Here is a 26,564-nt window from a genome sequence, read left to right on the forward strand (position 1 = left end):
TCATGCATATCACTGAATTCCAAGAAGAACTACTAAAAAAGGCTGTGGATGCAGGTTTCAAGGAAGCTGAAGCGTATTATGAACGTTCGGAATCATTCCAATGTATGATTTTTGAAGGAGAAATTGATAGCTATGAAACATCCGAAGATAGCGGTCTTGGATTGCGAGGTCTTTATAACGGAAAAATGGGCTACGCCTATACGGAAAAAATCGATGAAGATTCAATTCCTTTTTTAATTGAGAGTGCGAAAGCAAATGCAGAGGTGCTTGATGAGGACGATGGATCGAATATTTTCGAGGGAAGTAAAGAATACGCTAATCATGCGTTTTACAGTGAAGAGCTTGCAAAGATTCAAATTCAGGAGAAGATTGAACTTATTAAGTCTATTGAAAAGAAAGTACTTGCCTACGATCCACGGATTGTTACACTCAACTACTGCGTTCTACAAGATTTTTCAGGAGACCGCATGTTGGCAAACAATAAAGGTCTTTCATTGAAAGAAAAAAAGAATGGATTAGTTATTTTCATTTCCACAGTCGTCAAAAATGGTGAAGAAATGAAAACAGGTAGTTTCATTAAACTAACGCGTGATTTTGGTTCTCTTGATGCAGATAAAATTGCAAAAGAAGCGGCAGAAGAAGCATTGTCTAATCTCGGCGAGCAATCCATTCCAGCTGGAAAATACACAATTATTATGCGACATGACGCAGCAGCATCGTTACTTGCAACGTTTACACCAATTTTCTCAGCTGAAAATACACAAAAGGATCAGTCTCTTTTGAAAGGGAAAGTTGGAGTGAAAGTTGCATCAGATGTCCTTACCTTGCTGGATGATCCTTTCCACCCTGACGCCGTTGCGGGATCGAATTTCGATGGAGAAGGTGTTGCAACAAAAACACATGCGATCGTTTCAAACGGAATTCTAGAAACACTTCTTCATAACCGAAAAACAGCCAGATTAGATGGCGTTGAAACAACAGGCCATGCACATAAAGCGTCATATAAAAGTACCCTCACTATAACGCCGCTGAATATGTTCATTGCACCCGGTGAAAAAAGCAAGGCTGACCTAATGGCTTCTATAGCAGACGGAGTCCTCATTACGAATTTGTCGGGGCTTCATTCCGGTACAAATACGATTTCAGGAGATTTTTCGGTTGCGGCAACCGGATTCCATATTAAAGATGGCAAAATTTCGACGCCTGTTAAACAGATGACAATCGCTGGTAATTTCTTCGACTTTATCAATGATATCGAAGAGATTGGATCCGATTTAAATTTCCTTCCAGGTGGCTACGGTTCCCCGTCATTACGGGTAAAAGAACTTTCCGTTACGGTTGATTGAGTAGAAAAGTGGAAAACGAGTCATCCTCCAACCGACCACTGTGTCAGACAAAAAACAATTCAATTGAATAATTTATAAATTACGTCTATCACAGATACCTAAAAAAGGAGCAGCACTATAAATAGTGCTGCTCCAATTTATCTTATCCTCTTAACTCTGCTCCTGCTTGTTCTGCAAGAGCTTTTAATACTTTGTTATGTGCATTTACTACTTCTTCATCTGTAAGTGTACGTTCTGGATCGAAATAAGTTAGAGAGAATGCAACCGATTTTTTGCCTGGCTCCATTTTTTCTCCTTCGTACAAATCGAATAGATGTACACCTTTTAATAATCTTCCACCAGATAATTGGATAATCGCTTGTAGTTCACCAGCTACTTTTTCGCTATCTACTACTAAAGCAATATCACGTGTGATCGATGGGAATTTAGAAACTGGTGCATAGTATAATGCTTCAACTTCTTTGTTTAATACTTTTGCTAAGTTCAATTCCACTACGTATGTCTCTTTCAAGTCACGAGCTTTTTGCTCGGATGGATGTAATTGACCGATTAGGCCAATTTCTTCTCCAGCAAGTTGAATAGAAGCAGTACGTCCCGGATGTAATCCGTCTACTACTGCACGTTCAAAAGTAAGTTCTTTTGAATGACCAAGTAACTCCATTAATCCTTCTACGATTCCTTTTAATACGAAGAAATCAACTGCTTTTTTCTCCCCTTGCCAGCTATGATCCACCCATTTACCAGCAATAACTGCAGCCAAGTGTTCTTGTTCATGAGGTAGACCTGATTCTGTTTCGCCTAAGAAGACAGATCCTACTTCATAAAGAGCAACTGTATCTGCTTGGCGAGCAGTGTTATATGTGACTGCATCTAGTAAATGAGGGATTAAGCTTTGGCGAAGTGTGCTACGTTCTTCACTCATTGGCATTAATAGCTCTGTTACCGGTGCTGTTTCTAATGCAAATTTTCGAGACATTTCTTTGGACGTTAAAGAATAAGTAATTGCTTGATAAAGTCCAGCACTTTCTAGATAAGCACGAACTTGACGACGTCTTGCTTGGTAAGATGTTAGTCCACCTGGTTTGGATTCCTCTACTGGAAGCGTCATTGGGATTTCATCATACCCATACATACGTGCAATTTCTTCTACAATGTCTTCTGGAATTTTAATATCTTGACGACGAGTCGGTGCTTTAATGTATAAATAACCATTTGCCGCTTGGTGGTCAAATTTTAATCTTGTTAAAATAGAAGTCATATCTTCTAATGAAATTTTCATTCCTAAACGATTGTTGATAAAGTCAGGAGACACAACTACTTCAACAGGTGTTTTGTCTAATTCATCTACAACTACAGAACCTGCTAGCACTTCTCCGCCTGCAAGTTCAGCTAGTAGACTTGCTGCACGTTCTGCTGCTAAAATAACGCGATTTGGATCGACACCTTTTTCAAAACGAGCACTTGCATCACTGCGTAAGTTATGATCTTTTGACGTTTGACGAACAGAACCTCCTGCAAAGTAAGCAGATTCGATCACTACAGTTGTTGTACCGTCATGCACTTCTGAATTTGCTCCACCCATTACACCCGCAATAGCAACTGGCTCCTTGCCATTTGTGATAACTAAATGATTCGATTTCAATGTACGTTCTTGATCATCTAGTGTGACAATTTTTTCTCCTTCGTTTGCAAGGCGAACAACAATTTCCTTTGTTTCTAGACGGTCATAGTCAAATGCATGAAGTGGTTGACCATATTCCATTAATACATAGTTTGTAATATCAACTACGTTATTGTGTGGACGAACTCCTGCTGCCATTAGGCGGTGCTGTAACCAAAGTGGTGATTCTTTCACTTGCACGTTTCTTACTACTTTTGCTACGTACATCGGATTTTCGGAGGTAGCATCTACACGTAAGCTTAAATAATCAGAAGCTTTTTCATTACCTTCATTGTAAGTTGCTTCTGGATATTTCATATCCTCTGATAAAATTGCCCCTACTTCGTAAGCTACTCCTAGCATGCTTAGAGCATCCGAACGGTTTGGTGTTAAACCAAGTTCAAGGATTGTGTCATCTAACCCAAGTAGTGGAAGTGCACTTTCTCCAGGAGTTGCTGTTTCTGGAAGCACATAAATACCTTCTGCATATGCTTTTGGTACTAGTCTTCCCTCAATACCTAACTCTTGAAGTGAACAAATCATCCCGTTCGATTCTTCTCCGCGAAGTTTTGCTTTTTTGATTTTCATGCCACCAGGAAGTACTGCTCCTGGTCGAGCAACGATTACTTTTTGCCCTTCTGCTACGTTTGGAGCACCACAAATAATTTGTGTCGTTTCTTCTCCTACGTCTACTTGGCAAATATTAAGTTTATCTGCTTCTGGATGTTTTACACATTCCTTCACATAACCGACTACTACATTTGTCATACCTTGAGTGCGATCAATTACTGCATCGACTTCAATACCTGAACGCGTAATTTTTTCCCCTAATTCTTTCGGATCAAGCCCTTGTGTATTCACATATTCCGCTAACCATTTCGTAGAAACTAACATGTCATTTCCTCCTTACACTTCTGTTCGGTGGAATTGCGATAAGAAACGCACATCATTTGTATAGAAATGACGAATATCTTCCACTCCATATTTCAACATTGCAATACGTTCTGGACCCATACCAAATGCAAATCCAGATAGTTTTTTTGAATCATAGCCAGCCATCTCTAAAACGTTTGGATGTACCATGCCGGCTCCTAATATTTCAATCCAACCTGTTTTCTTACAAACGTTACAGCCGCTGCCGCCACATTTAAAACAAGAAATATCCATTTCCACTGAAGGCTCTGTGAAAGGGAAGAAACTTGGACGAAGACGAATTTCACGATCTTCTCCGAACATTTTCTTCGCAAATACAGAAAGTGTTCCTTTCAAATCACTCATGCGAATATCTTCGCCAATAACAAGTCCTTCGATTTGTGTAAATTGGTGTGAATGTGTCGCATCATCATTATCACGACGATATACTTTACCTGGGCAAATAATTTTAATCGGCTTGCCTTCTTTTGCCTCCATCGTACGAGCCTGAACAGGCGATGTATGTGTACGAAGTAAAATATCTTCCGAAATATAGAAAGAATCTTGCATATCACGAGCTGGATGACCTTTTGGTAAGTTCAGCGCTTCGAAATTGTAGTAATCTTTTTCTACTTCTGGACCTTCCGCAATTTCGTAACCCATGCTAATGAATAAATCTTCAATTTCTTCGACAACACGAGTTAGCGGATGATGGTTTCCTGTTTTAACAGGACGACCTGGTAGAGTTACATCAATTGATTCTTTTTCTAATTGTTCTTGAATCGCTTGTTCTTGAAGTAGCGTCATACGAGCTTCTAACACTTCTGTTACTTCTTCACGAACTACGTTTACAAGAGCTCCCATTTTCGGACGTTCTTCTGCAGGAAGTTTTCCCATTCCTTTTAAAAGATCCGTAATCGGTCCTTTTTTTCCTAAATATGCAACACGCACATCATTTAATTCTTTGACATTCTGAGAAGCTTCAATTTTTTGCAATGCTTCTTCTTTTAACTGTTGAAGTTGTGCTTCCATGTTTAAATACTCTCCTTTTCATCCAAATTCGCCTTGGCCTATTTGCTTCCGCTTCACTTTGTTCAGCTACGCAGGAAAAACATTGCTCCTGCGCAAAGCTCGTCGCAGAAAACAGTGCGTCCAGATTTTGCATCGAGCTCGCCTCGATGAACTCCTTTACAAAATCTGTGACATCCGCCGGAGGCTGTCTAATTTCAATCAGCATGTTTTTAGCTGATTGAAATTAGACAAAAAATCCCCGCCCCTATAAAAGGGACGAGGACTAATTTCGCGGTACCACCCTGATTATTGCACAACAAAAACGTGCAATCACTCAATTCGACTAACGGCTCTACACCGGCACACCTTTACAGTCAAAAACTGGTCCCGGTGGCAGCTAGCGGGGTGAACTTCTATATGTATTCTCCTTTTACACTTTCAGTCAAGGTGTAAAATTCCTTTTTTCGAATCGTCATATATACTTTTCCCGATGACAGCTTTTTATATATCAAATTATATTCTATTATACGAAATTTTAAACGTTTCATCAAGTGGGACTTATTTTATAATGCGAAACTGGACCATAATGTCGCGCATAATAGGAATAATGCATAGTAAGAAGTATCCGCTAGGATTTCCGATGCAGGGCGGACGCTTTCCGCGGGGTGAGCGATAAGCCATCACCGCCGCTTACGCGTACGTTGTGATGTCTTAACTGTCTCACTCATCCCGCTGGAGTCGCCGCCCTTCCGCGAAAATCAGAGGAGCTTGCTGACTGATTAGTTTCTCGCCTGATAAAACAAAAGTTTGATTAGAACCGAAGAAGAAAATCCAATATTAGTAAATATCTCGTAAAATGATCCAGTAAATGGCTAAGAGCGACCAATTTATACCGGAAGCAATCCATTAACATTGTGAAATTAGACATTATTATTTGGTGATTAATAACATATAAAAGCACATGTTTACTGTTTAATAAGCAATTTTTTCATATAGTGATTGCTGCTACTTTTGGCTTCGTGCAGCGGTTAATATTTCTTATTGGTTTGTGTTATAGCTAAACGTTAATTAGTTAGCATATTTCGTCGATTGAAGCGGAAGGCGGCGACTCCAGCGGGAACAGCACGAGCTGAAAGCCCCGCAGGAACGCAGTGACGAGGAGATTGAAGCCGTGCCCGCGGAAAGCGTCCGCCTGGAGCGAAAATCAACTGCGCTTGCGGTATTCCCCTGCGACGCATTATTTCTAAACTGCTTAAGATGACATCTCTTACTTGCAATTCTATAATGCTAATCCGTATAACAAGATCCCTGTTGCTACTGCTACATTTAATGACTCAGCTTGTCCCAAAAGTGGAACGATAATATTTTGGTCCGTCTTTTCCAGTAGCTCTTTGTTGATGCCACTTCCTTCGTTTCCAACGATTAATGCAAATTCTTCACTTTTTGAAACCTCGTTAAACGGAGTAGAGTTTTCAAATGCAGTGCCAAAAACGGTCACTTGTCGATTTTTCAATTTATCGATCCATTCATGTAGATCACCTTTTACAACAGGGATATGAAAGTGGGAGCCTTGTGCAGAACGTAATGTTTTAGGATTATATGCGTCTGCAGAACCTTTCCCTAAAACAACAGCATCAATACCAGCAGCATCTGCTGTGCGAATCATCGTACCGATGTTGCCTGGATCTTGGACGGCATCTATTAATAACAAACGTTTCCATTTGGATTGTATTTGCTCATCTACAGTTTGCTGTTTACAATGTGCAAATATTCCTTGCGTATGTTCGGTTTCAGCAAGTTCTTTTTTTATTACATCATTTATCTCAACAATTTCTAAATTATCTACGTCCCAATTCGAAGGAATCTCGCTCGTATCACTTATCATAATTGTTAGCATATTTTCTTTTTGTTTAATCGCTTCTTCAACTAAATGATATCCTTCTATAATGAATTCACCTGTTTTATCTCGTTCTTTTCGAACACTTAATAGTTTTTTCCAATGCTTCACAAGTGAATTTTGGGGAGATTCAATTCGTTTCATTTATATGTAACCGCCTTTTTTATTTAATAGTACCAAATTCATGTATAGCTTGCGAGAGTTTGGCAAAGATAATTACGAGGAGTGATGAAATGGATTTTCAAATTCGAGAAGCGATTTCAAACAATTTAAAAGGAAATTCAGCAACAGATATTCGTAATGTAGTTGAAGATGCTATTCAAAGAGGAGAAGAACATCTACTACCGGGATTGGGAGTCATTTTTGAAAAATGGTGGAAAATGGCTGATGATACAAAACGAAACTCTGTATTAAATGAAATCTCAACTGCATTCAAATAAAAACAATCCGTGAAGAAATATTACTCTTCACGGATTGTTTTTATTATTCCTTCGTCTATCACATGTTTTCGTACATGAACATAAAACACTACAGAAAGAACGACGATATTTATAATGATTAATAATTTTGAAGTAGGGACAAATAAATGAGAGCCTTCTTATAGCGGCAACGAACACGAAAAAAAGTATATACTTTCTGTGTTGCTACCCTAGTAATCATTTGCCACGCTTCGTCATCTTCCATATATTCAAGCGGCTTATACCTCCACATGGATAATAGGAAATTTAGCAGATTGTTAAGTTTGTGAAAAAATTCATAAAGTATCAATTGCAATTTGTCGAATAATCTGTATAATTACCCTATTAGAATTAACTAGAACATTCTAATAAAACATATACTTATATTTTTATAAAGAGGCGAAATAAAATGACTGTATCAACAGAACAAGTGGTAGAAACATTAAAAGAGTTTTTAGAAGAAAGCCAAGTATCGGTCAATCAAACAGTACGAGAGCTTCATAGTAAAGATGAATCTTATCATGAAGTCAGTCTTCCTGATATCGTTGTTTTTCCTAAAACAGCAGATGAAGTAAGTCAAGTTATGAAAGTAGCAAACAACCTCAAAGTAGCTGTAGTGCCTTTTGGTCGAGGTTCCAGCTTAGAAGGACATGTAATCCCTTACGACAACGGGATTACGATTGATTTTTCATTGATGGATAAAATTTTAGAAGTTCGTCAAAATGACTTACTAGTAAAAGTACAACCAGGCGTAACAAGAACAAAACTAAATAAAGAACTAAAGAAATACGGACTTTTCTTTTCAGTCGATCCTGGAGCGGACGCAACTTTAGGTGGAATGGCGGCTACAAATGCTAGTGGAACGACCACTGTCAAATACGGTGTGATGCGAGATCAAGTGCGTGATTTAGAAGTAGTACTTGCAGACGGTACAATTATACATACAGGGAATTTGGCTGCAAAATCAGCATCAGGATTTCATTTGAACGGACTTTTCGTCGGTTCGGAAGGAACACTCGGTTGCTTTACAGAATTGACTTTAAAAGTATACGGGATACCAGAGTTTACGACAGCAGCAAGAGCAGTGTTCCCCACAGTAAAAAATGCAGTAGAGGCCGTTACATCTATTTTGCAAGCTGGTATACCGATAGCTCGAGTGGAGTTAGTAGACGAAGAGTCAATACGTCAAGTAAATCGATTTAGTGAAACGAATTATGCGGAGAAACCTACCCTTTTCTTAGAATTTGACGGAAACGAAGCGGGCTTACAACAAGATGTGGAGTTCACAAAAGAAATAATGGAAGATCACGGTTGTACAGAAATTCAATTTGAAACAGATAATACTGCACGCACAAAACTTTGGGATGCAAGACATAACCTTGCTTACGCTTATATTCACGGTAATGTAGGTAAAAAAATGATGGTGACGGATGTTTGTGTTCCTATTTCAGAACTAGCCGATGCAGTCATTTATGCAAGAAGAGAATTAGATGCAATTGGTCTTATCGGAGGAGTTCTAGGGCATGTCGGGGATGGGAATTTCCATGCGCTATTGATGATTGATATGAATAATCTAGAAGAAGTAGCTAAGGCGGATGCGCTCAATGAAAAAATTGTTCAATACGCACTAGAGCGAGACGGTACTTGTACTGGCGAGCATGGCGTAGGTGTTGGAAAACAAAAATATCAAGCTGCAGAGCATGGAGCAGCATTACAAGTAATGGAAAAAATTAAAGTCGCACTTGATCCGAATAATATTTTAAATCCAAACAAAATAGTTAAAATAGAAAGCTTAGGTGAATAAAATGAAAGTATTAGAGTCTATTAGTAATTTCGCAGGAAAATATTTCGCATTTTTAGTAATTGCAGTAGCGGTCATCGCTTTTTTTATACCAGACACATTTCTACCGTTTGGTAAGTATATTACGATTTTACTAGGGATTGTTATGTTCGGGATGGGTCTTACGCTAAAAGCAGTTGACTTTAAATTGATTTTAACTCATCCGAAACCTGTTATTATTGGTGTTTTAGCACAATTTATCATCATGCCATCTACTGCATTTGCAATTGCTTATATATTACAATTGCCAGGTGAATTAGCGGCTGGTCTTGTTCTTCTCGGTTCTGTACCTGGAGGAACTGCTTCAAACGTTATGGTTTATTTAGCAAAAGGAAATGTTCCATTATCTATTACGATGACATCTTTTTCAACCATTTTAGCACCTTTATTAACGCCATTATTACTGCTTTTACTTGCAGGGCAATGGATGCCGGTAAATGCTGTTGATATGTTTATGTCTATCGTTCAAGTAATCATTATTCCAATCGTTCTTGGATTACTCGTGAAAAAATTATTGCCTACTATTGTGGAGAAAAGCTTAAATATTTTACCACTTGTTTCTGTTTTAGCAATTATTACAATCGTTTCAGCTGTCGTTGCTGGAAATGTAGATAATATTGCTTCAGCCGGTTTACTAGTTTTTGTAGGTGTATTCCTTCATAATGGTGCTGGCTTACTATTAGGTTACTTTGCAGCAAAACTAGTTGGTCTTTCCGAATTAGATCAACGAGCAATATCTATCGAAGTAGGTATGCAAAACTCTGGGTTAGGTGTTGCTCTAGCAACAGCTCACTTAGGTCCTTTAGCAGCATTACCAAGTGCATTAGGTGCAGTTTGGCATAATATTTCGGGTCCAATTTTAGCGACTTATTGGTCAAAACGTCCGGTAAAAGATACACCAACAACTCCAGTAAAAAAAGCACAAAGTAATATTTCAGAAGCATAATCAAATTGCCCCCTGTATCTTCGTCAATTAATTGTCGAAAGAGACAGGGTCTTTTTTTTACAGCAATAAAGAGTGATTCAGCATCTCCCGAATCACTCTTCCTATGTAGCGATGAAGCCGTCCATCTTGACGATCGACATCGCATCTGTGTATCAGACTGCTAGACAACCCTGCCTTCACATTCTGTAGTATTTTAAGCCATCAGCGATGCAAGCACTGCTTTTTGTGCGTGCAAACGATTTTCTGCTTGTTGAAAAATATATGAGTTCGGCCCATCAATTACAGAAGTAGCTACTTCTTCTTCACGATGAGCAGGTAGGCAGTGTAAGAATATATAATCTTTCTTCGCATTTGCCACTAGTGCTTCATTGATTTGGAACTCTTTGAAGTCTGCTAAACGTTTCTGCGTTTCCTCTTCTTGACCCATAGATGTCCAAACATCTGTATAAATTACATCCGCATTCACAGCTGCTTCAACTGGATCATTTGATACGAATAACGAACCACCATTTTGTAAAGCAATCGCTTTTGCTTTTTCAATAATGCCTTCATTTGCTTCATATCCAACCGGCGTTGCAACGGCAATATGCATTCCCATGTATGCAGACGCTATAACTAAAGAATGTGCTACATTATTCCCATCTCCGATATATGCAATTTTTAAACCTTCCGTATATCCCTTCACTTCATGAATCGTTAAAATGTCCGCAAGAGCTTGGCATGGATGATACATATCTGTTAATCCATTAATGACAGGAATGCTTGCATGCTCTGCCAATTCTTTCACCATTTCATGAGAATTTGCACGAATCATAATCCCATCTAGATAACCTGACAATACATGCCCTGTATCATAAACTGATTCCCCTCGACCGATTTGTAAATCACGTGAATGCATAAACATACCATTTCCACCTAATTGTTTCATACCGACTTCAAACGAAATTCTAGTTCGTGTAGAATGTTTTTCAAAAATCATTCCTAATGTTTTACCTTCTAAGAGTGGAGGACATTTCCCCGCCTTTGTTAGCTTTTTCAAGTCGACTGCTAGCTGAATTAAATCTATTATCTCCTCTTTTGAGTAATCAAAAAGCGTCAATAAGTCCTTTCCTTTTAAACTATCTACAACTTTTAAGTTCGCCCATTCTAAAAGTTTCATTTATAAAAACTCCTCTTTACGTATATTTATGTAATACCAATTATAAATATGAATAAACATAAAGTCAACCGGATTTTTATACATTTTTAAAAATAAAAATTCATCAAGTTGTCCACTTAATTGTTTTCTACTCCAGACAGGCGATTGACGAGTCTCTACCTTCTGCTCCTAAAAATACACATTTCCTAGTTTTTAAATATATATACTTTTAAATAAAAAAATGTCTAGAAAAGCATTCATTTAGCTCTTCTAGACATCTCTATTAATCAAATGTAATTTTATTCACTGCATCTCTGTCTAATTTCTTTATTACTTCTACAACCAATTTTACTGTATTTTCATAATCATCACGATGAAGAATTCCTGCATGTGAATGAATATAACGAGTTGCAATACCTATGGACAATGCAGGAACTCCGTTTAGAGAAATATGCATAGAACCTGCATCTGTGCCTCCACCAGGAATCGTTTCAAATTGGTATGGAATATCATTTTCTTCTGCCGTATCCACAACGAAATCACGTAATCCTTTATGCGATACCATCGAAGCGTCGAATAACACAATTTGTGGACCAGCACCCATTTTACTTGTGGATTCTTTCGCAGTAATTCCTGGTGTATCTCCAGCAATACCAACATCCACTGCAAAACCGATATCTGGATTCACTTTCACAGTAGCGGTTTTAGCACCACGTAGTCCAACCTCTTCTTGAACAGTTCCTACACCATAGACAATGTTTGGATGTTTTTCATCTTGCAAGCCTTTTAATACGTCGATTGCAATAGCACAGCCAATACGATTATCCCATGCTTTTGCAAGTAATAGTTTTTCATTGTTCATCACGGAGAATTCAAAATATGGCACTACCATATCTCCCGGTAGTACTCCCCACTCCATCGCCTCTTCTTTAGAAGATGCACCGATGTCGATGAACATATCTTTTACATCCACTGCTTTTTTTCGTGCATCAGCTGTTAAAATATGAGGAGGTTTTGATCCAATAATACCTGTGATTGTATCACCCTTGCGAGTAACAATTGTCACACGTTGTGCAAGCATTACTTGTGACCACCAACCACCAACTGTTTGGAAGCTTAAAAATCCTTTGTCATCAATTTTCGAAATCATAAACCCTACTTCGTCTAAATGTCCTGCTACCATAATTTTAGGACCATTTGCATCGCCTACTTTTTCAGCGATTAAACTTCCTAAATTATCGTATTCTATTTTATCTGCAAAGGGCTTTATGTATTTTTCCATTACTTGACGAGGTTCACGTTCATTCCCTGGAATCCCTTTTGCATCGGTTAACTCTTTAAGCATTGTTAATGTCTCATCTAACTTTGTCATTATTTCGCCCTCCTAAATATAACTGCCATATCTATTATATTCTAATCTCATTCTGTTTTCAAAATTGAGCGTTAAATTTTTCAATCAGCTCCTGCTCCCCCGCCACCGCTATCACTACCACCACCACCACCATAAGAACCTCCTGAATCGGATGATCCTCCACTGGATGTAATGCCCGTAGTCCAATACCATGTTTTCGTCACATAGTCCATTGGATCTGTTCCAGCAATTAATAGTGCCGCTAATGGGACCGCATCATCTGTAATTGGTATATGCACATTTTTTCTACCAAATAAATATGCTCGTATCGTCCACTTCTCTTGCTCCGCTTTCGTAAGTCCGACAGGCATTCCGTTCTTCAAACTTTTTTGGAAGGAGCGAATATTATCTTTTGCACGGACGGCATTCATCGAAAGAATATTATTCGGAACTGCAATATATAAAAATATAATTGCTAACATAACACCAATAATCTCACTCATCAATTCATCATTTACTATATTCCCTACCATTAAACTAATCACAATCATATAAAGAACAAAATAGCCGTGAGCAGTTAATTTAATCCAATGAATAATAAGAAATAGTAACGTAATGATAGCAATGAATACAATACTTCCACTGCTTTTGAAGTCTGCATAGTAGCTTAAAGCAACGAAAGTCGATAGCAAAACAATTGCTAAGCTAATGATGAGCTTTGGTAATTTATTATGAAAAGTTCCCGCTTCTACTAATTCATCCTGTACTTTTTTATGCCAAGTTTTTTGATTCTTTTTAAACTCTTTTTTTCGAGCATGATAGTAATTGGTCATACCATTATCTCTATCTTTTCTTGGTGCTCCCGCTGCATCATGTAAATGAAATGCCCATTTACTTGAACCACTTCTTGTATTAAAAAGCCATTGAATTAAGTAATTTTCGGATACTCCCTTGGCAATCCCTCCATTCTTCAATCGGAAGTATAAGGTTTCTTTAGGTGCTTTGGAGTCATTTTTAAAACGTAATGCCGATTCCAATGGTTTTACTATGGCCGCTTGTTTTTCTACTAGCGAAAACAAACCAGCTAAAAAAGCTTTATTATTCCGTTTTCCTGTCTTATATACATAAAACAAATATAAAATATCGATATCCAGTATATTCTCACCATTTCCTTTTCGCCAAAAATGCCTTTGAGGTAACAAAATAATGAAAAGAACGGCAATAATCACTAATACCAGAGAAACTTTAGGTAAGATTCTAATAAGTTCAGGAATTTCGGATATCCTCTTTTTCATAGCATCCGCTTGTTTCTTTTCGTTTTCAAATGCTTCATTCATCGAGTTAGCACTTTTCGTTTTCTTCATGCTTGTCATGACAGAAGAAGGAAAAAAGAAGGTTGCTTTCGTTAAGGAAAATGCCTCCGAAATCGGTGTTGAAAATCGAATTCCAAATTCAGACTTCACGTTATTATTTGCATTTCGATCGAAAAGCACTCCATCGAATTTAGAAGGATCGATGGTTTGAGGTAGAATAAAATCTATTGTTACTTCATGAAAATCTTGATCATGTGCATCCCCATCTTCAAAATACGTAACATTTGCAACACTGTATGTATCATACGCTTTAACGGCATTTTTAAGCCTATACACATATAAAAAGGAAACTTGTTCATTTGTTTTGTTAATACTTGTTCGATATACGCCATTCTCTTTTGTAACATTTAATGTATTTAATGTATTGTCTTCGATGAAACCCGGTTCTGGGCTTAATGTAGTTATTTCATGAGCGTAAAAATATTCTACATTTTCATCATGCCGCTTTGGGAATGATCGCTTTAAACTAGTATAATTGCCATCAAAATTATACGTAAATACTTCATTGACTACAAGATCTCCATTTGGTTGTATCCAAGATTTAATATGTACTGAGTCTATTGTGTAGGATCTCTCTTCCGCAACTACACTAGATGAAAAAGCTAATAAAAATAATACAATCAAAAAAAAGAACTTTTTCATTGATTTCACCTCAACATTACTAAGAAGTTTCTATTAGTATGTTTACGGCTTACATTTGAAAAAGTTCCAATTGTTTTACTGAGCAATTACGCCTCGACGTAATTGCATTCAAGTATTAATTGAGCTAATACCTGTATGATGCAAGCCGTTGTCGTACAGGTACGACGATTTTAGGCTAAAAATAAATCAACTTAATACCCGCTCTTCTGTCTTTCGTAGTTTGTTTCATTTTTGGAAATATACGCTTTCAATACATCCTCGCTACTAAAACCTAGCTTTTCTGCAATTGCTCCATATAAAACCCAAATCTTTTCATATGTAATTTTTGTTGAATGATGTAAAAATGCTATAATAGCCTCGTTTGTTAGAAGGAATAACGTAGTCAAATCTTCTTCATTCTTTTCTATTGGCCACTCTTTAAGATCATCCAAGCCCCTTGTAATACCCAATGACAATAGAAAATGAATAGAGTCTACATACTCTTCTAAAATAACAGCCCGTTCAGATGGTCCCTTCCCACTCCAAAACTTAAAACAGCGAGTTTCATTCGCTAGTTCTGCAAGTTCTACTACAAGTGCTAATCCTTTTTTCATAAAAACATCTTCATCCACTTGTTTGTTTGATTGAATATATTCATCTAATGCCGCCTGCATTGTAAAAAGTTTTTCTAAATTCATTATTTCCTCCATTAATATTAATTTTTTTGAAACCAAACTAGCTCTTCTATCGTATAGCAATTACTATGTATTTTACAAGGAGGACATTTTGTATGATTTTTTTACTACGTTTACTAATAATTGTCATAATCATATATGCTTTTTACAAAATTCTTCGTTATTTGTTTGATCCAAAGCGTAAGTTAGACGAGGCCTATGAAAAAGAACAGTATTATTTTTATGATGATATTAAAAATATTCGTAAAAACTTTTTCATTTCTTATAAAGGTGCGTTATTTGAAGGTGAGAAGTATTTAGGAGCTACCGATCAAGCATTTGAAGTCATCACTATTTTCGTTTGGACAAAGGATGTTGCAAAACTTCAAGGTTTCCGAAAAGAAGATTTTCGTTTTTTACAAAATGAAATACGCATGAATTACCCATCTGCCAAAATAAATTGGAAGAGCCCTATTGAGCAGTTAATGAAAGAAGAAGCTTAACAAAAATACTATGAACACTGGGTTCATGATACACCAATTTTATATAATTTCTTATCTTCTTTTAAGAAAAGTGTAAACACCCTCTAATACCTGTTTTGTATCTTTTTCGGAGGACTTTGGGCGGCTTATTGCCACTTGATTGTAGTGAAAGGCGGCGACTGGAGGCCAACAGGATGTTGGTCACGAAGGCGCCTGTGCCCACAGGATGTGGGTCATGCAATCGTTGCCGCAAAAGTTCTTTTGCGACCAGCTTGCGCAGGAGCAGGACGCGTCGATTTTAGATTGCCTTCCTTTTGATGTGGCATACTTAGCCTTCGTTCCTCTGGTGAGAAAGGTGAGACATCACAACGAACGCGCAAGCGGCGGTGATGGCTCATCGCTCACCCCGCGGAAATCAACAGTAGTATTCCATCTTTTTCTCCAAGATATCTGTAACACTGGATTTATGGAACGGAAAATTATATACTTTCTTAATCTTTAAAAATAGCGAACAACTCTATGTAATAATAGGGTTGTTCGCTGTTACTAACCAAAATAGTAAAAACACATACAAAATAAGCAACATAAAAAAGCCAACTCGAAAATTCGTATGCTTTGTTTTGTGTCGGAATAACTGCATACCTATATAGGCACCAATGCCCCCACCAAAAATTGCAAGCGTCCATAAAGTACGCTCTGAAACTCTTTGTTTATGCTTTTTTGCTTGAGATTTATCATAACCCATTACTATAAAGGAAACAATAGACATAACTAAAACAACTATTAGAATGATTTCCGTCATTTCATACTCCTTGTACAAAAAAAGCTGATAGAATCTCTATCAGCTTTTTTATCTTTTATTATTTAGCGATTGCTTTTTTTGCTACATCTGCAAGTTGTGTAAATGCTTGAGCATCTGTCACAGCTAGATCAGCTAACATTTTACGGTTAACTTCGATTTCAGCTAATTTTAATCCGTGCATTAAACGGCTGTAAGAAAGACCGTTTAGACGTGCTGCCGCATTGATACGTGTGATCCATAATTTACGGAATTCACGTTTTTTGTTACGACGGTCACGGTATGCATACATTAGAGATTTCATAACCTGTTGGTTTGCTACTTTATATAATGTATGTTTTGAACCGTAATAACCTTTAGCTAATTTTAATACTTTTTTACGACGCTTTTTTGTTACTGGTGTGCTTTTTACGCGTGGCATGATTCATTACCTCCTGCTATTCTTTCGAATGATTAAATTTCTTATTACTTCATGTAAGTTAGTAAAGTTTTGATACGTTTGTAATCGCCTGAAGAAGCTACTTTAGTTTTACGTAGTTTACGTTTAGCTTTAGTAGATTTGTTAGCGAATAAGTGGCTCCCAAAAGCACGGTCATGTTTTAATTTTCCTGTACCCGTTTTTTTGAAACGCTTTGCAGCTCCACGGTGAGTTTTCATTTTCGGCATGTCGAATTCCTCCTAAACAATTGTACTCTATTACTGTTTTTCGTTCTTTGGTGCTAGCACTAAGAACATACTACGGCCATCCATTTTCGGTTTTGATTCAACCGTAGATACTTCCGTACAAGCTTCTGCAAATCTATCTAAGACGCGTTGACCAATTTCTTTATGAGTAATGGCACGACCTTTAAAACGAATAGATGCTTTCACTTTATCTCCTTTTTCAAGGAACTTGATCGCGTTTTTAAGTTTCGTTTGGAAATCATGTTCATCTATACTTGGGCTCAAACGAACCTCTTTCATCACGATGATTTTTTGATTTTTACGGACTTCACGATCCTTTTTTTGCTGCTCAAATTTGAATTTACCATAGTCCATGATACGAGCGACTGGCGGCTTGGCTTGAGGAGCCACAAGGACAAGATCCAAATTTACACGACCTGCGATTTCAAGTGCTTCGTTACGTGTTTTCAATCCTAACTGATCGCCATTTTGATCAATAACTCGTAGTTCGCGTGCTCGAATGCCATCGTTCACATACATGTCTTTGCTAATAACAATCCACCTCCAAATAGTGTCGCGAATACATGGTTTGGGGCATAAATTCCGTAGAAACGAATTACTTACGCCGTTTTCGATCAAATAAAAAAACGAGCAGACATAAGATGTATGTCTGCCCGCCGATATAAGAACATGTAGATGCCTACATATTACAGTCGATCGTGTGCTTACCAGTCAACAACATAAAGTGTCAAACAGGTGAGAAGCGGGCAGCCTCTTCTTATACCACAAACTTGTATTCAATAACCTAAATAACTATATCATGTAAATTAGTACATGTCAACAGAATTTATTATTTAAGAAAATAAAAACTTTCTACTCAGTAATTGTCTAGCTCCAGCACATTGCTCACGCGCAAAGCTCGTCGCAGAAGATCGTTGCCCCTCGGAGTCAAATGTGAAAAAGCTGTAGTGGCTGGAGAGCTACCTCCTGGGCCCGCACGATGCGGGTCATGTCTGCTTTGCCACATGATGTGGCGCACTTTGCAGACCTACCACATCCCCATTTGCCTGTCAGGGCAGACATAGGCGCTTGCGCTTTTCTGATTAATGTTTTGTTTCTTCCTGAACTCGAGCTAAAAACGCTTCAAATGGAATACTTTCTGATTGCTGTTCTCCATATTTACGTACGTTTACATTACCTGCTTCTAATTCTTTATCTCCTAAAACGAGCATGTATGGAATTTTTTGCATTTGTGCTTCGCGAATTTTATATCCAAGTTTTTCTTCACGGTCATCCATTTCTACTCGGAAACCTGCCGCTACTAATTGCTCTTCGATTTGTTTTGCATAATCATAATGCACTTCATTGGATACTGGAATGATTTCTACTTGAACTGGAGCTAACCACGTTGGGAAAGCGCCTTTATATTCTTCGATTAAGAATGCTACGAAACGTTCCATTGTTGAAACTACTCCGCGGTGAATAACTACTGGACGATGCGGTTTACCATCTTCTCCAACATACGTTAAGTCAAAACGCTCTGGTAATAAGAAGTCCAATTGAACAGTTGATAAAGTTTCTTCCTTACCAATTGCCGTTTTTACTTGAACGTCTAATTTCGGTCCGTAGAACGCTGCTTCTCCTTCTGCTTCGAAGTAATCTAAGCCAAGCTCATCCATAGCTTCTTTTAACATCGCTTGTGCTTTTTCCCACATTGCATCGTCATCGAAATATTTCTCTGTATCTTGTGGATCACGGTAAGATAGACGGAATGTGTAATCTTTTAAGTCAAAGTCTTTATAAACAGAAATGATAAGCTCTACAACTTTTTGGAATTCTGCTTTAATTTGGTCTGGACGTACGAAAAGATGCGCATCATTCAATGTCATCCCGCGAACGCGTTGTAAGCCGGAAAGTGCTCCGGACATTTCATAACGATGCATCGTACCTAGTTCAGCAATACGCAATGGAAGGTTACGATAAGAATGCATACCGTTTTTGAAAATCATCATATGGTGTGGACAGTTCATCGGGCGCAGTACTAATGTCTCGTTGTCCATTTCCATTGGTGGGAACATTGAATCTTGATAGTGATCCCAGTGACCGGAAGTTTCATAAAGGTCTTTAGATCCTAGCACCGGAGTATATACATGCTTATAGCCAAGTTTTAGTTCTTTATCAACGATATAACGCTCGATCACGCGACGGATAGTTGCGCCGTTTGGTAACCATAGTGGTAAACCTTGACCTACTTTTTGAGAATTCGTAAACAGTGCTAGCTCTTTCCCAATTTTACGATGATCACGCTCTTTTGCTTCTTCTAGCATATCTAGATGATGCTTAAGCTCTTCTTTTTTGAAGAATGCAGTTCCGTAAATACGTTGAAGCATTTTATTGTCGCTATTGCCGCGCCAATATGCACCTGCAATGCTTAATAATTTAAACTCTTTTAGTTTTCCTGTAGATGGTACATGTACTCCACGGCAAAGGTCGAAAAATTCTCCTTGCTCATAAATAGATACTTGTTCGCCTTCTGGAATTGCTTCAAGAAGCTCTACTTTGTATTCATCTTCCTTAAACTTATTGAAAGCTTCCGCGCGAGATACATCATGTCTTACAATTTCAATATTCTCGTTAATAATTTTTTTCATTTCTTTTTCGATTAATGGAAAGTCTTCAGCCGTGATCGGTTCTGGTGAATCAATATCATAATAAAAACCGTTTTCGATAACAGGACCGATTCCAAGTTTTACATCTTTAAACAAACGCTTAACCGCTTGTGCAAGTAAGTGAGCTGAACTGTGACGAAGTACTTCTAATGCTTCTTCAGATTCTGGCGTAATAATTGCTATTTCTCCATCTGTTGTAATAGGTGTTTTCAAGTCGATTAGTTGCCCACTAAGTTTACCTGCTAATGCTTTTTTACGTAATCCAGGACTAATAGATTGCGCAATTTCTTCTGTAGTTGTCGAAATAGGAAATTCCTTTTCCGCTCCGTCTGGAAATTTTAACTTAATAACTTCTGCCATGTTGAACACTCCTCGTAAAATATCTTTTGGAAAACGCAAAAAAACCTCATCCCTAAAAAGGGACGAGGTTCAAATCGTGGTTCCACCCTTCTTCTGTCTACTAAAACAAAAGTAGACGAAGCTCTGCATCGGCTAACGGGCCGGTGACCGGTAACTGCTAAATAAATTCACAGCTACTGCTCCGAGGTGGTAAATCGATTGCCGGTACTTAAGAAGCTTCCAGCCAAGGCTTCTCTCTCTAAAAAGTCGTACAAACTGATTGTTGTCCTCTTCAATGCATCAAAATATTCTTATAGAAGAAAGTATACTGGTATGTAAAAAAAATTGCAAGTGAATATTACTTATCGAGCTTTTTTACTGCATCACTTCTTGTTTGATTGGCATACCCAACATATCACAAGGTCTACCAACTTTCACAATTTTCCCTTTATCAATTTTAACAATACGATCCGCTAAAGCATGGGCATCATTTTCATCATGTGTCACAAAAATAGATGTAATATTAGCTTTTTTTAATATATCTCGTAAATCTTTTCGAATTTTATACTGTAATTCAGCATCCAAATTAGAAAATGGTTCGTCTAAAAGCAGAAGGTTTGGCTTTGGCGCAAGTGCTCGTGCAAGAGCAACCCGTTGCTGCTGACCGCCACTCAATTGATACGGGTACCTTTTTTCAAAGCCTGTTAGTTCTACTAATTCTAAAACTTCCTTTATTCTTTTTTCTTTTTCCTTTTTACTTAATCTAAATAAACCAAACCTAATATTCTCAGTCACTGTCATATGAGGAAAAAGAGCATAATCTTGAAAAACTAAACCAATCCCACGCTTCTCCGGGTGAACAAAAATATTTGAACTAAATAATACATTGTCACCAATCGTAAATGTACCTTTAGTTGGCAATTCTAACCCGGCAAGAATACGTAAAATCGAGCTTTTACCACTACCACTTCTTCCTAAAATAGAAATGACTTCACCTTTTTCAATTGTCATACTGAACTCGTCAATTGCATTTTCTTTTGAGTTAGAATAAGAAAAGCATACATTTTCAATTGCTATAAACATCTTATTTCGGCCCCTTTTCAAGTAAATAATGAAATACAAAAATTGCAATTGCGCTTATCGTAATAATGAACAGAGAAGCTTGAGAAGCTTCCATAATTCTTTCATCACTTGCATACTGAAAAGCTTTTGTTGCAAGTGTATCAAAGTTAAATGGACGTAATATTAATGTTAACGGAATTTCTTTCATAATATCAATAAACACAAGGATAAACCCACTTATTATGGCACCTTTCATCATTGGTAGGTCTACTTTGACAAAAGTTCTCATTAAGCCAGCCCCAAGTATGCGAGATGCGTGACTAAAATCTGTACCAATTTTATCATAGCCAGATTCTATTGCGTTATAACCAATAGCAAAAAATCGGATGATATAAGCAGTAATTAACATGACAATGCTCACACTTAGTACAAGCTTTGAATCTATCCCCATAACTGCATAAAGAGGAGTGAGAAAGCGATCTAAGGTAATAAACGTAGTAACGACTGCAACGGCAATAACTGCTCCAGGAATGGAATAACCTAGCACGGTAATCTTAGGCAGTATTTTTACATACCTCCCTTTGACTATACGACTGAAGTTTCCGATAATAAGTGCACAAAATATAATAATTGCCGCACTAACTCCAGCTACAAAAACCGAATTTTTTATATGCTGAAAAAATTCATCCATAGGAATTTTTCCAAAAGTTAATATAAACCAACTCACTAACTGAGCGACTGGTATTAGAAAAGCGAAACAAAAGATGATTAAAACATAGGAAGTTGCAAATAAGGCTTTCAACCCTACCAACCTAATTAATGGTAACGGCTTTACTTTAGTCGAGGCAAAACTGAATTGCTTTTTTCCTCGAAATAACTTTTCAAAAACTAAAATTAATATAACAAATCCCATCAACGAAGCAGCAAGTTTAATGGACGTTTCAATGTCACCAAATCCAAACCATGTTTGGAATATTGCTGTACTAAATGTTTGAATACCAAAATATTTAACTACACCGTAATCATTCAAAACTTCAAGTATAACTAAACTTGATCCTCCAATGATTGCAACTCGTGAGATTGGGATTACTATTTGAAAGAAAATTTGCCAAGGTCCTTTTCCAAGAATTTTAGCGCTTTCGATCAATGAAGCAGATTGATTGGATAAAAAAATGCGGGTAATCGTGTAAACATAGGGATACAAAAACAACGTATAAATAAATATAGCACCCGGAATATTCATAATGTCAAAAAAAGAAGGATTAACCGTAATATTAAATTCATTGCGTAATGTCTTTTGAATTACTCCAGTATAGTTTACAATTCCGTGATATGTATATGCTCCAATAAATGGGGGGATGGCTAAAGGCAAAATTAACGCCCATTTAAAAAAGTTTCTTAAAGGAAATTGATATTGTGCAATAAGCCAAGCAAGGCTTAATCCTATTACGATACTAAAAATAGCTGTAAAAACTACTAATATTACAGATGTTTGTATGTAATTTTGTAAGACAAATTTTTTCAAATGCTCCCAATTTTCATTAGAAGGAACAAATATCCCCTTCAAAATTGTAATATTGGGTAAAAACAACAAAATAATTATGCAAGACGCTGAAATAGTCCAACTATTTACATTTATCATAAGCCTCTTCATTGAAGAAAACACCTCAGTTTATAATAGCAAGAAACCCCTTGCCGAATTTATCAGCAAGGGAGTACCCTTCATTATTTCCAACCAACCTCATTGAAAATCATAATAGATTTAGTATTATTGTCACCTAAAACAGAAAGTTGAATATCTTGTTCTTTAAAATTACCCCAAGACTTTAGAAGATCTGAAGGCTCAACATCAGGGTTTACAGGATACTCAAAGTTTGCAGTTGCAAATGTTCCTTGTGCTTCTGGGGCAGACAAAAACTCTAGTAGTTTAATAGCGTTGTCTTTATTTTTTGAATGCTTTACAATTCCTGCTCCACTAATGTTAACATGTGTTCCTGTAGTTTCTTGGTTCGGGAAGAAAACACTTAGTCCTTCCGCAACTTTTACTTCTTCTGGATCTTCTGAATTTAACATTTGACCGTAATAGTAAGTATTCATTATAGCAACATCACCGATTCCAGCAGCAATTGCTTTTGCTTGATCGCGATCTCCCCCTTCAGGGTTACGAGCTAAATTAGCAACAATTCCTTCTGCCCATTCTTTTGCTTTTTCTTCCCCATTAATGTCAATGAAAGAAGCAAGTAAAGATTGGTTGTATACGTTTTCCGACGAACGAATAAGCACACGGCCTTTCCATTTATCTTCCGTTAATGCTTCGTATGTTGATAATTCTTCAGGTTTTACTTTGTCTTTATTATATATAATAACACGGGCACGTTTCGTTAAACCATACCACATTTGGTCATTATCTTGAAATTTCTTTGGAATTTGTTTATCTAATAGCTCACTTGAACCAGATTGTAGAACTCCCTCTTCTTTTGCACGAGATAGACGTCCAACATCCGCTGTATAAAGAAGATCTGCTTGTGTAGCATCCCCTTCACGTTTAATACGCTCTAGTAACTCGTCCGCTTCGCCTTTAATTACATTTACTTTGATACCAGTTTCTTTTTCAAAGTTAGCGTATAACTCATCATCCACATCATAGTGGCGACTTGTATATAAATTGACTTCTTTACTCTCTGTACTTTCTGTAACTGTTTCCTCTTTTTTGGTAGTACTATTTGTCTTTGCAGGTTCACTTGTCTCATTTCCACAAGCCGCAAGGATAAGCAGTAAGCTCATCATCAATAAACTAATTATTTTTCTCAATTCTTTTCTCTCCTTAATAATGATTGATATTTAAGTTGATAACGATTATCAATTTCAATTATAATTATAATGGATAATAATTAGAAAGCAATAGAAATTATTATCCATTATAAAGTTTGAATTATCAGTCAGAATAAAAAAAAAAAGAACGAAGAAATATCCTCGTTCACCAATAGTTCCTATCATTTTTGCTCTGAAAGAAATATTATGAATCTCTCCAATTCTTACCCTGTAGTGAAATTGGAGTGGTAAGCGCACGAATTCGCTCCATAATTCGTCCCGCTTTCACTACTTCTTTTTCTCCGCGCTGCGTAAAGGACAGATGATGCTCTAACTCAGAATAATTGAAGTTAGACGTTATAAAAGTAGGGAGCTGTTCCGACATTCGGTAATGTAAGATTGTTCCTATTATCTCATCTCTCGTCCAGCTAGACATTACTTCAGCACCAAGATCATCTAGCATTAAAACGGGAGCTTTTTTGACGAACTCTATTTTTTCAGAGAGCGATTGATCTTGAATTGCTTGTTTCATTTCTCGCAAAAATTCCGGTACATACACAACAACAGAATGAATATGTCTACTCGCTAATTCATTCGCAAGCGCCCCTAGTAAATATGATTTCCCGACACCAAATTTACCATAAATATAGAGACCCTTTTTGGGCAATGTATTTGTTCTACCCCATTCCTCCAAAAAGTCAACAGCAGCACGAACAGCAACCACCCTACTACCATCATTCACATCAACATCGCCAAGACGTGCCTCCATGACTTCTTTTGGCATATGAATGCTATCAATCATGGAAGTCACTTTTCTACGTTCATCTACTATAATTCCTCGTTGACAACGAACATATTCTAAACCAATTAGACCACGCTCTAAAACTAATTTTGGCTCATAGCCTTTCATAACATTCATGCAAAGTTCTAAGGAATCACAAGAACCACAATCATGGGACTGAGACTTATATTCGTATAACTTACTTAATCCACGATCTACGATTCGTTTTGATATATCTCCCGCATTTTCTTCTAAAAATTTTTGCACACCTGGATCTTCTAACACTTCTCTTTTCATTTCATCTAGTCTACTTGAGAATTCTGGCGTTTGAACCATTCTTTTTAACGTTTCATTTATACGCTCCATTATTTCCACCTACCTCTTCAATGCATTCAAATCCGCTAATAGCTTTTGTCTTTCTTCATCTATATTTTGAATACCATTAGTTGTTTCTCCGGATTGTTTCGTTTCCCCATCTTTCTTATAAAACCAATCCGGCACTTTTTCTTCGCGCACTGGTTTTTTCGTATAAGATTTCTGCTTAGACCCTTCACTTTTCCATTTTATATATTGTTCATGTTCGCTTCTCGCAAGCTCCATTGCCTGTTTTGCTGTTTTCACATCTTTTCGAATCCAATGGGAAGCAATTTTTTCAGCATAATTTTTCGTCAGTTTCATATCCGTTCGAAGCAATACATATTGCAATAGTACATTAACAACACCTATTGGCATTTTAAAATGGGTCACAAAATGATTCGCTAATTGTACATCCGCTAAAATTGGTTCTTTGCCGTTTGCAATATCTTTTAATACAGTTGCTGGAGCCGTGGTTTCTAAATAATGGATAAGTTCTTCTTCTTTCGATAAGGGCTGGCTCTTTTCAGGTACTCGTTTAACCGATTGCCCGATTTTCTCCATAACTGGGGCAGTTTTAGAAACAGTTAGCTTATAGTAATCAGCGCATGCTTTTTTTAATCTTGCTTCGGAGAGATGTAGTTCATCATCTAATGCAAGTATGACTACTTTTTGCATCTCCACCGGATGTAAGTTGTATAAAAAAGCTAGTTTTGCGATCACTTCTTTTGCTTCTATCGTCATCGCAGATTTTGGTACAAGTTGTTCCGAAAGCCCTTCCTGTAATAAAGCAAAATCAAATTGATCGAAGTAAAAAGGCAGAGAAGCCATTCTTTTTTTAGATTGAAAATTCTCTTCATAAGATATAGCATTCCCTGTTTTCGAAGATGGTTTAAATACGTCCATAAAAGTTCGAGAAACATCCGTAAATCCATCATGCCAGTTTGCAGGTTGGATAAATCGACTGCGTAATTGTTTATATGCATTTTCCCCAATTTTGCTTAACAGAAACATCGATAATAATGGATCTTTTAAGAAGGACTCTGCATCAAGCGGGGCAGCTAACTCATAATAAAAGACACGGCCATCATTCTCCGATTTTTGCCAAGTACGAAGCAGTCCAATTGCTTCTAACGCAATTCTCGCTTGAAAAACTTTACCGATGGAAACACCTAATACATTCATTAGTTGATAATGAGGCAATTGCTCGTTATTTTTCGCTTCTCCATCTGCCCATAGCGTTAAGTACAGGCTAATGCTTTCTGCTCCAACTAATGGTTGATAAAATAATGTTAATAATTGGCGATCATAATCCGAAAAAGAATATGGCAAGCGAATCATATACATGTCTGCTGGCTGAAGCTCCTTATATAACAT

Annotated in this window: 22 protein-coding genes and 2 other annotated features; of the genes, 5 read left to right on the forward strand and 17 right to left on the reverse strand. The window is 37.2% G+C overall.

The genetic code is table 11. From position 1 onward, the window contains the following. Window positions 1-2: 2 nt before the first annotated feature. Window positions 3-1,346: a TldD/PmbA family protein gene (locus BMZ04_RS06185; RefSeq protein WP_093266814.1), complete on the forward strand. Its 1,344-nt coding sequence runs from the start codon at window positions 3-5 to the stop codon at window positions 1,344-1,346. A gap of 142 nt (window positions 1,347-1,488) precedes the next feature. On the opposite strand, the gene pheT is transcribed toward BMZ04_RS06185, so the two are convergent. From pheT to BMZ04_RS06200, 3 genes are all read right to left on the reverse strand, one after another. After that, window positions 1,489-3,900 carry a phenylalanine--tRNA ligase subunit beta gene (gene pheT, locus BMZ04_RS06190; protein ID WP_093266817.1) on the reverse strand — a complete coding sequence of 804 codons (2,412 nt, stop codon included), beginning with the start codon at window positions 3,898-3,900 and terminating at the stop codon, window positions 1,489-1,491. Between the two features lie 12 nt (window positions 3,901-3,912). After that, complete coding sequence (gene pheS, locus BMZ04_RS06195) at window positions 3,913-4,950, reverse strand: phenylalanine--tRNA ligase subunit alpha (RefSeq protein ID WP_093266820.1); 1,038 nt, start codon at window positions 4,948-4,950, stop codon at window positions 3,913-3,915. Between the two features lie 1,258 nt (window positions 4,951-6,208). Continuing rightward, window positions 6,209-6,970, reverse strand: coding sequence for a TrmH family RNA methyltransferase (locus BMZ04_RS06200; RefSeq protein WP_093266823.1), 762 nt, complete (start codon window positions 6,968-6,970; stop codon window positions 6,209-6,211). An 89-nt stretch (window positions 6,971-7,059) separates the two neighbouring features. On the opposite strand from BMZ04_RS06200, the gene sspI reads away from it, so the two are divergent. The 3 genes from sspI (at window position 7,060) to BMZ04_RS06215 (ending at window position 10,070) form a co-directional block, all read left to right on the forward strand. Next, window positions 7,060-7,266: a small acid-soluble spore protein SspI gene (gene sspI, locus BMZ04_RS06205; protein ID WP_093266826.1), complete on the forward strand. Its 207-nt coding sequence runs from the start codon at window positions 7,060-7,062 to the stop codon at window positions 7,264-7,266. A 427-nt stretch (window positions 7,267-7,693) separates the two neighbouring features. Next, window positions 7,694-9,088, forward strand: coding sequence for an FAD-binding oxidoreductase (locus BMZ04_RS06210; protein ID WP_093266829.1), 1,395 nt, complete (start codon window positions 7,694-7,696; stop codon window positions 9,086-9,088). Window position 9,089: 1 nt separating this feature from the next. Beyond that, a complete protein-coding gene (locus BMZ04_RS06215; protein WP_093266832.1) occupies window positions 9,090-10,070 on the forward strand; it encodes a bile acid:sodium symporter family protein in 981 nt (326 codons plus the stop codon). A 193-nt stretch (window positions 10,071-10,263) separates the two neighbouring features. On the opposite strand, the gene argF is transcribed toward BMZ04_RS06215, so the two are convergent. From argF to BMZ04_RS06235, 4 genes are all read right to left on the reverse strand, one after another. Further along, window positions 10,264-11,229 (reverse strand): ornithine carbamoyltransferase, encoded by a 966-nt coding sequence (gene argF / locus BMZ04_RS06220; RefSeq protein ID WP_093266835.1) that lies wholly within the window; start codon window positions 11,227-11,229, stop codon window positions 10,264-10,266. Between the two features lie 262 nt (window positions 11,230-11,491). Further along, window positions 11,492-12,580 carry a M42 family metallopeptidase gene (locus tag BMZ04_RS06225; RefSeq protein WP_093266838.1) on the reverse strand — a complete coding sequence of 363 codons (1,089 nt, stop codon included), beginning with the start codon at window positions 12,578-12,580 and terminating at the stop codon, window positions 11,492-11,494. Between the two features lie 80 nt (window positions 12,581-12,660). Continuing rightward, window positions 12,661-14,574 carry a DUF2207 domain-containing protein gene (locus BMZ04_RS06230; protein WP_093266841.1) on the reverse strand — a complete coding sequence of 638 codons (1,914 nt, stop codon included), beginning with the start codon at window positions 14,572-14,574 and terminating at the stop codon, window positions 12,661-12,663. Between the two features lie 191 nt (window positions 14,575-14,765). Continuing rightward, entirely contained in the window at window positions 14,766-15,251 is a 486-nt protein-coding gene (locus tag BMZ04_RS06235) for a dUTP diphosphatase (protein ID WP_093266844.1), read from the reverse strand. A gap of 92 nt (window positions 15,252-15,343) precedes the next feature. Between BMZ04_RS06235 and BMZ04_RS06240 the strand changes: the two genes are divergently transcribed. Next, a complete protein-coding gene (locus tag BMZ04_RS06240) occupies window positions 15,344-15,730 on the forward strand; it encodes a sigma-w pathway protein ysdB (RefSeq protein ID WP_093266847.1) in 387 nt (128 codons plus the stop codon). Between the two features lie 496 nt (window positions 15,731-16,226). Here BMZ04_RS06240 and BMZ04_RS06250 read toward each other — a convergent pair whose 3' ends face one another. The 10 genes from BMZ04_RS06250 to BMZ04_RS06295 form a co-directional block, all read right to left on the reverse strand. Next, window positions 16,227-16,511, reverse strand: a complete 285-nt coding sequence (locus tag BMZ04_RS06250; RefSeq protein ID WP_093266853.1) for a DUF1294 domain-containing protein — start codon at window positions 16,509-16,511, stop codon at window positions 16,227-16,229. A 58-nt stretch (window positions 16,512-16,569) separates the two neighbouring features. Beyond that, window positions 16,570-16,929 (reverse strand): 50S ribosomal protein L20, encoded by a 360-nt coding sequence (rplT, locus tag BMZ04_RS06255; protein WP_093266856.1) that lies wholly within the window; start codon window positions 16,927-16,929, stop codon window positions 16,570-16,572. A gap of 44 nt (window positions 16,930-16,973) precedes the next feature. Then, window positions 16,974-17,174: a 50S ribosomal protein L35 gene (gene rpmI / locus BMZ04_RS06260; protein ID WP_053588661.1), complete on the reverse strand. Its 201-nt coding sequence runs from the start codon at window positions 17,172-17,174 to the stop codon at window positions 16,974-16,976. A gap of 30 nt (window positions 17,175-17,204) precedes the next feature. After that, window positions 17,205-17,711, reverse strand: a complete 507-nt coding sequence (gene infC / locus BMZ04_RS06265) for a translation initiation factor IF-3 (RefSeq protein WP_143128278.1) — start codon at window positions 17,709-17,711, stop codon at window positions 17,205-17,207. 97 nt (window positions 17,712-17,808) lie between these two features. Next, window positions 17,809-17,957: a sequence feature (ribosomal protein L20 leader region), on the reverse strand. 317 nt (window positions 17,958-18,274) lie between these two features. Further along, complete coding sequence (thrS, locus tag BMZ04_RS06270) at window positions 18,275-20,200, reverse strand: threonine--tRNA ligase (RefSeq protein ID WP_093266859.1); 1,926 nt, start codon at window positions 20,198-20,200, stop codon at window positions 18,275-18,277. A 55-nt stretch (window positions 20,201-20,255) separates the two neighbouring features. Then, window positions 20,256-20,484, reverse strand: a binding site (T-box leader). Between the two features lie 70 nt (window positions 20,485-20,554). Then, the gene (locus BMZ04_RS06275; RefSeq protein ID WP_093266861.1) at window positions 20,555-21,262 is read right to left on the reverse strand and encodes an ABC transporter ATP-binding protein; all 708 of its coding nucleotides are present in this window, start codon (window positions 21,260-21,262) and stop codon (window positions 20,555-20,557) included. A 1-nt stretch (window position 21,263) separates the two neighbouring features. Further along, window positions 21,264-22,895 carry an ABC transporter permease gene (locus BMZ04_RS06280; protein WP_093266863.1) on the reverse strand — a complete coding sequence of 544 codons (1,632 nt, stop codon included), beginning with the start codon at window positions 22,893-22,895 and terminating at the stop codon, window positions 21,264-21,266. Between the two features lie 71 nt (window positions 22,896-22,966). After that, window positions 22,967-24,028 carry a Fe(3+) ABC transporter substrate-binding protein gene (locus BMZ04_RS06285; RefSeq protein WP_369802634.1) on the reverse strand — a complete coding sequence of 354 codons (1,062 nt, stop codon included), beginning with the start codon at window positions 24,026-24,028 and terminating at the stop codon, window positions 22,967-22,969. Between the two features lie 229 nt (window positions 24,029-24,257). Beyond that, on the reverse strand, window positions 24,258-25,199 hold the full coding sequence (gene dnaI / locus BMZ04_RS06290) for a primosomal protein DnaI (protein WP_093266867.1): 942 nt from the start codon (window positions 25,197-25,199) through the stop codon (window positions 24,258-24,260). Between the two features lie 9 nt (window positions 25,200-25,208). Further along, window positions 25,209-26,564 carry a replication initiation and membrane attachment family protein gene (locus tag BMZ04_RS06295; RefSeq protein WP_255367818.1) on the reverse strand — a complete coding sequence of 452 codons (1,356 nt, stop codon included), beginning with the start codon at window positions 26,562-26,564 and terminating at the stop codon, window positions 25,209-25,211.

The sequence above is a fragment of the Psychrobacillus sp. OK032 genome, assembly GCF_900111345.1.
In the GTDB taxonomy this organism is placed as follows: domain Bacteria; phylum Bacillota; class Bacilli; order Bacillales_A; family Planococcaceae; genus Psychrobacillus.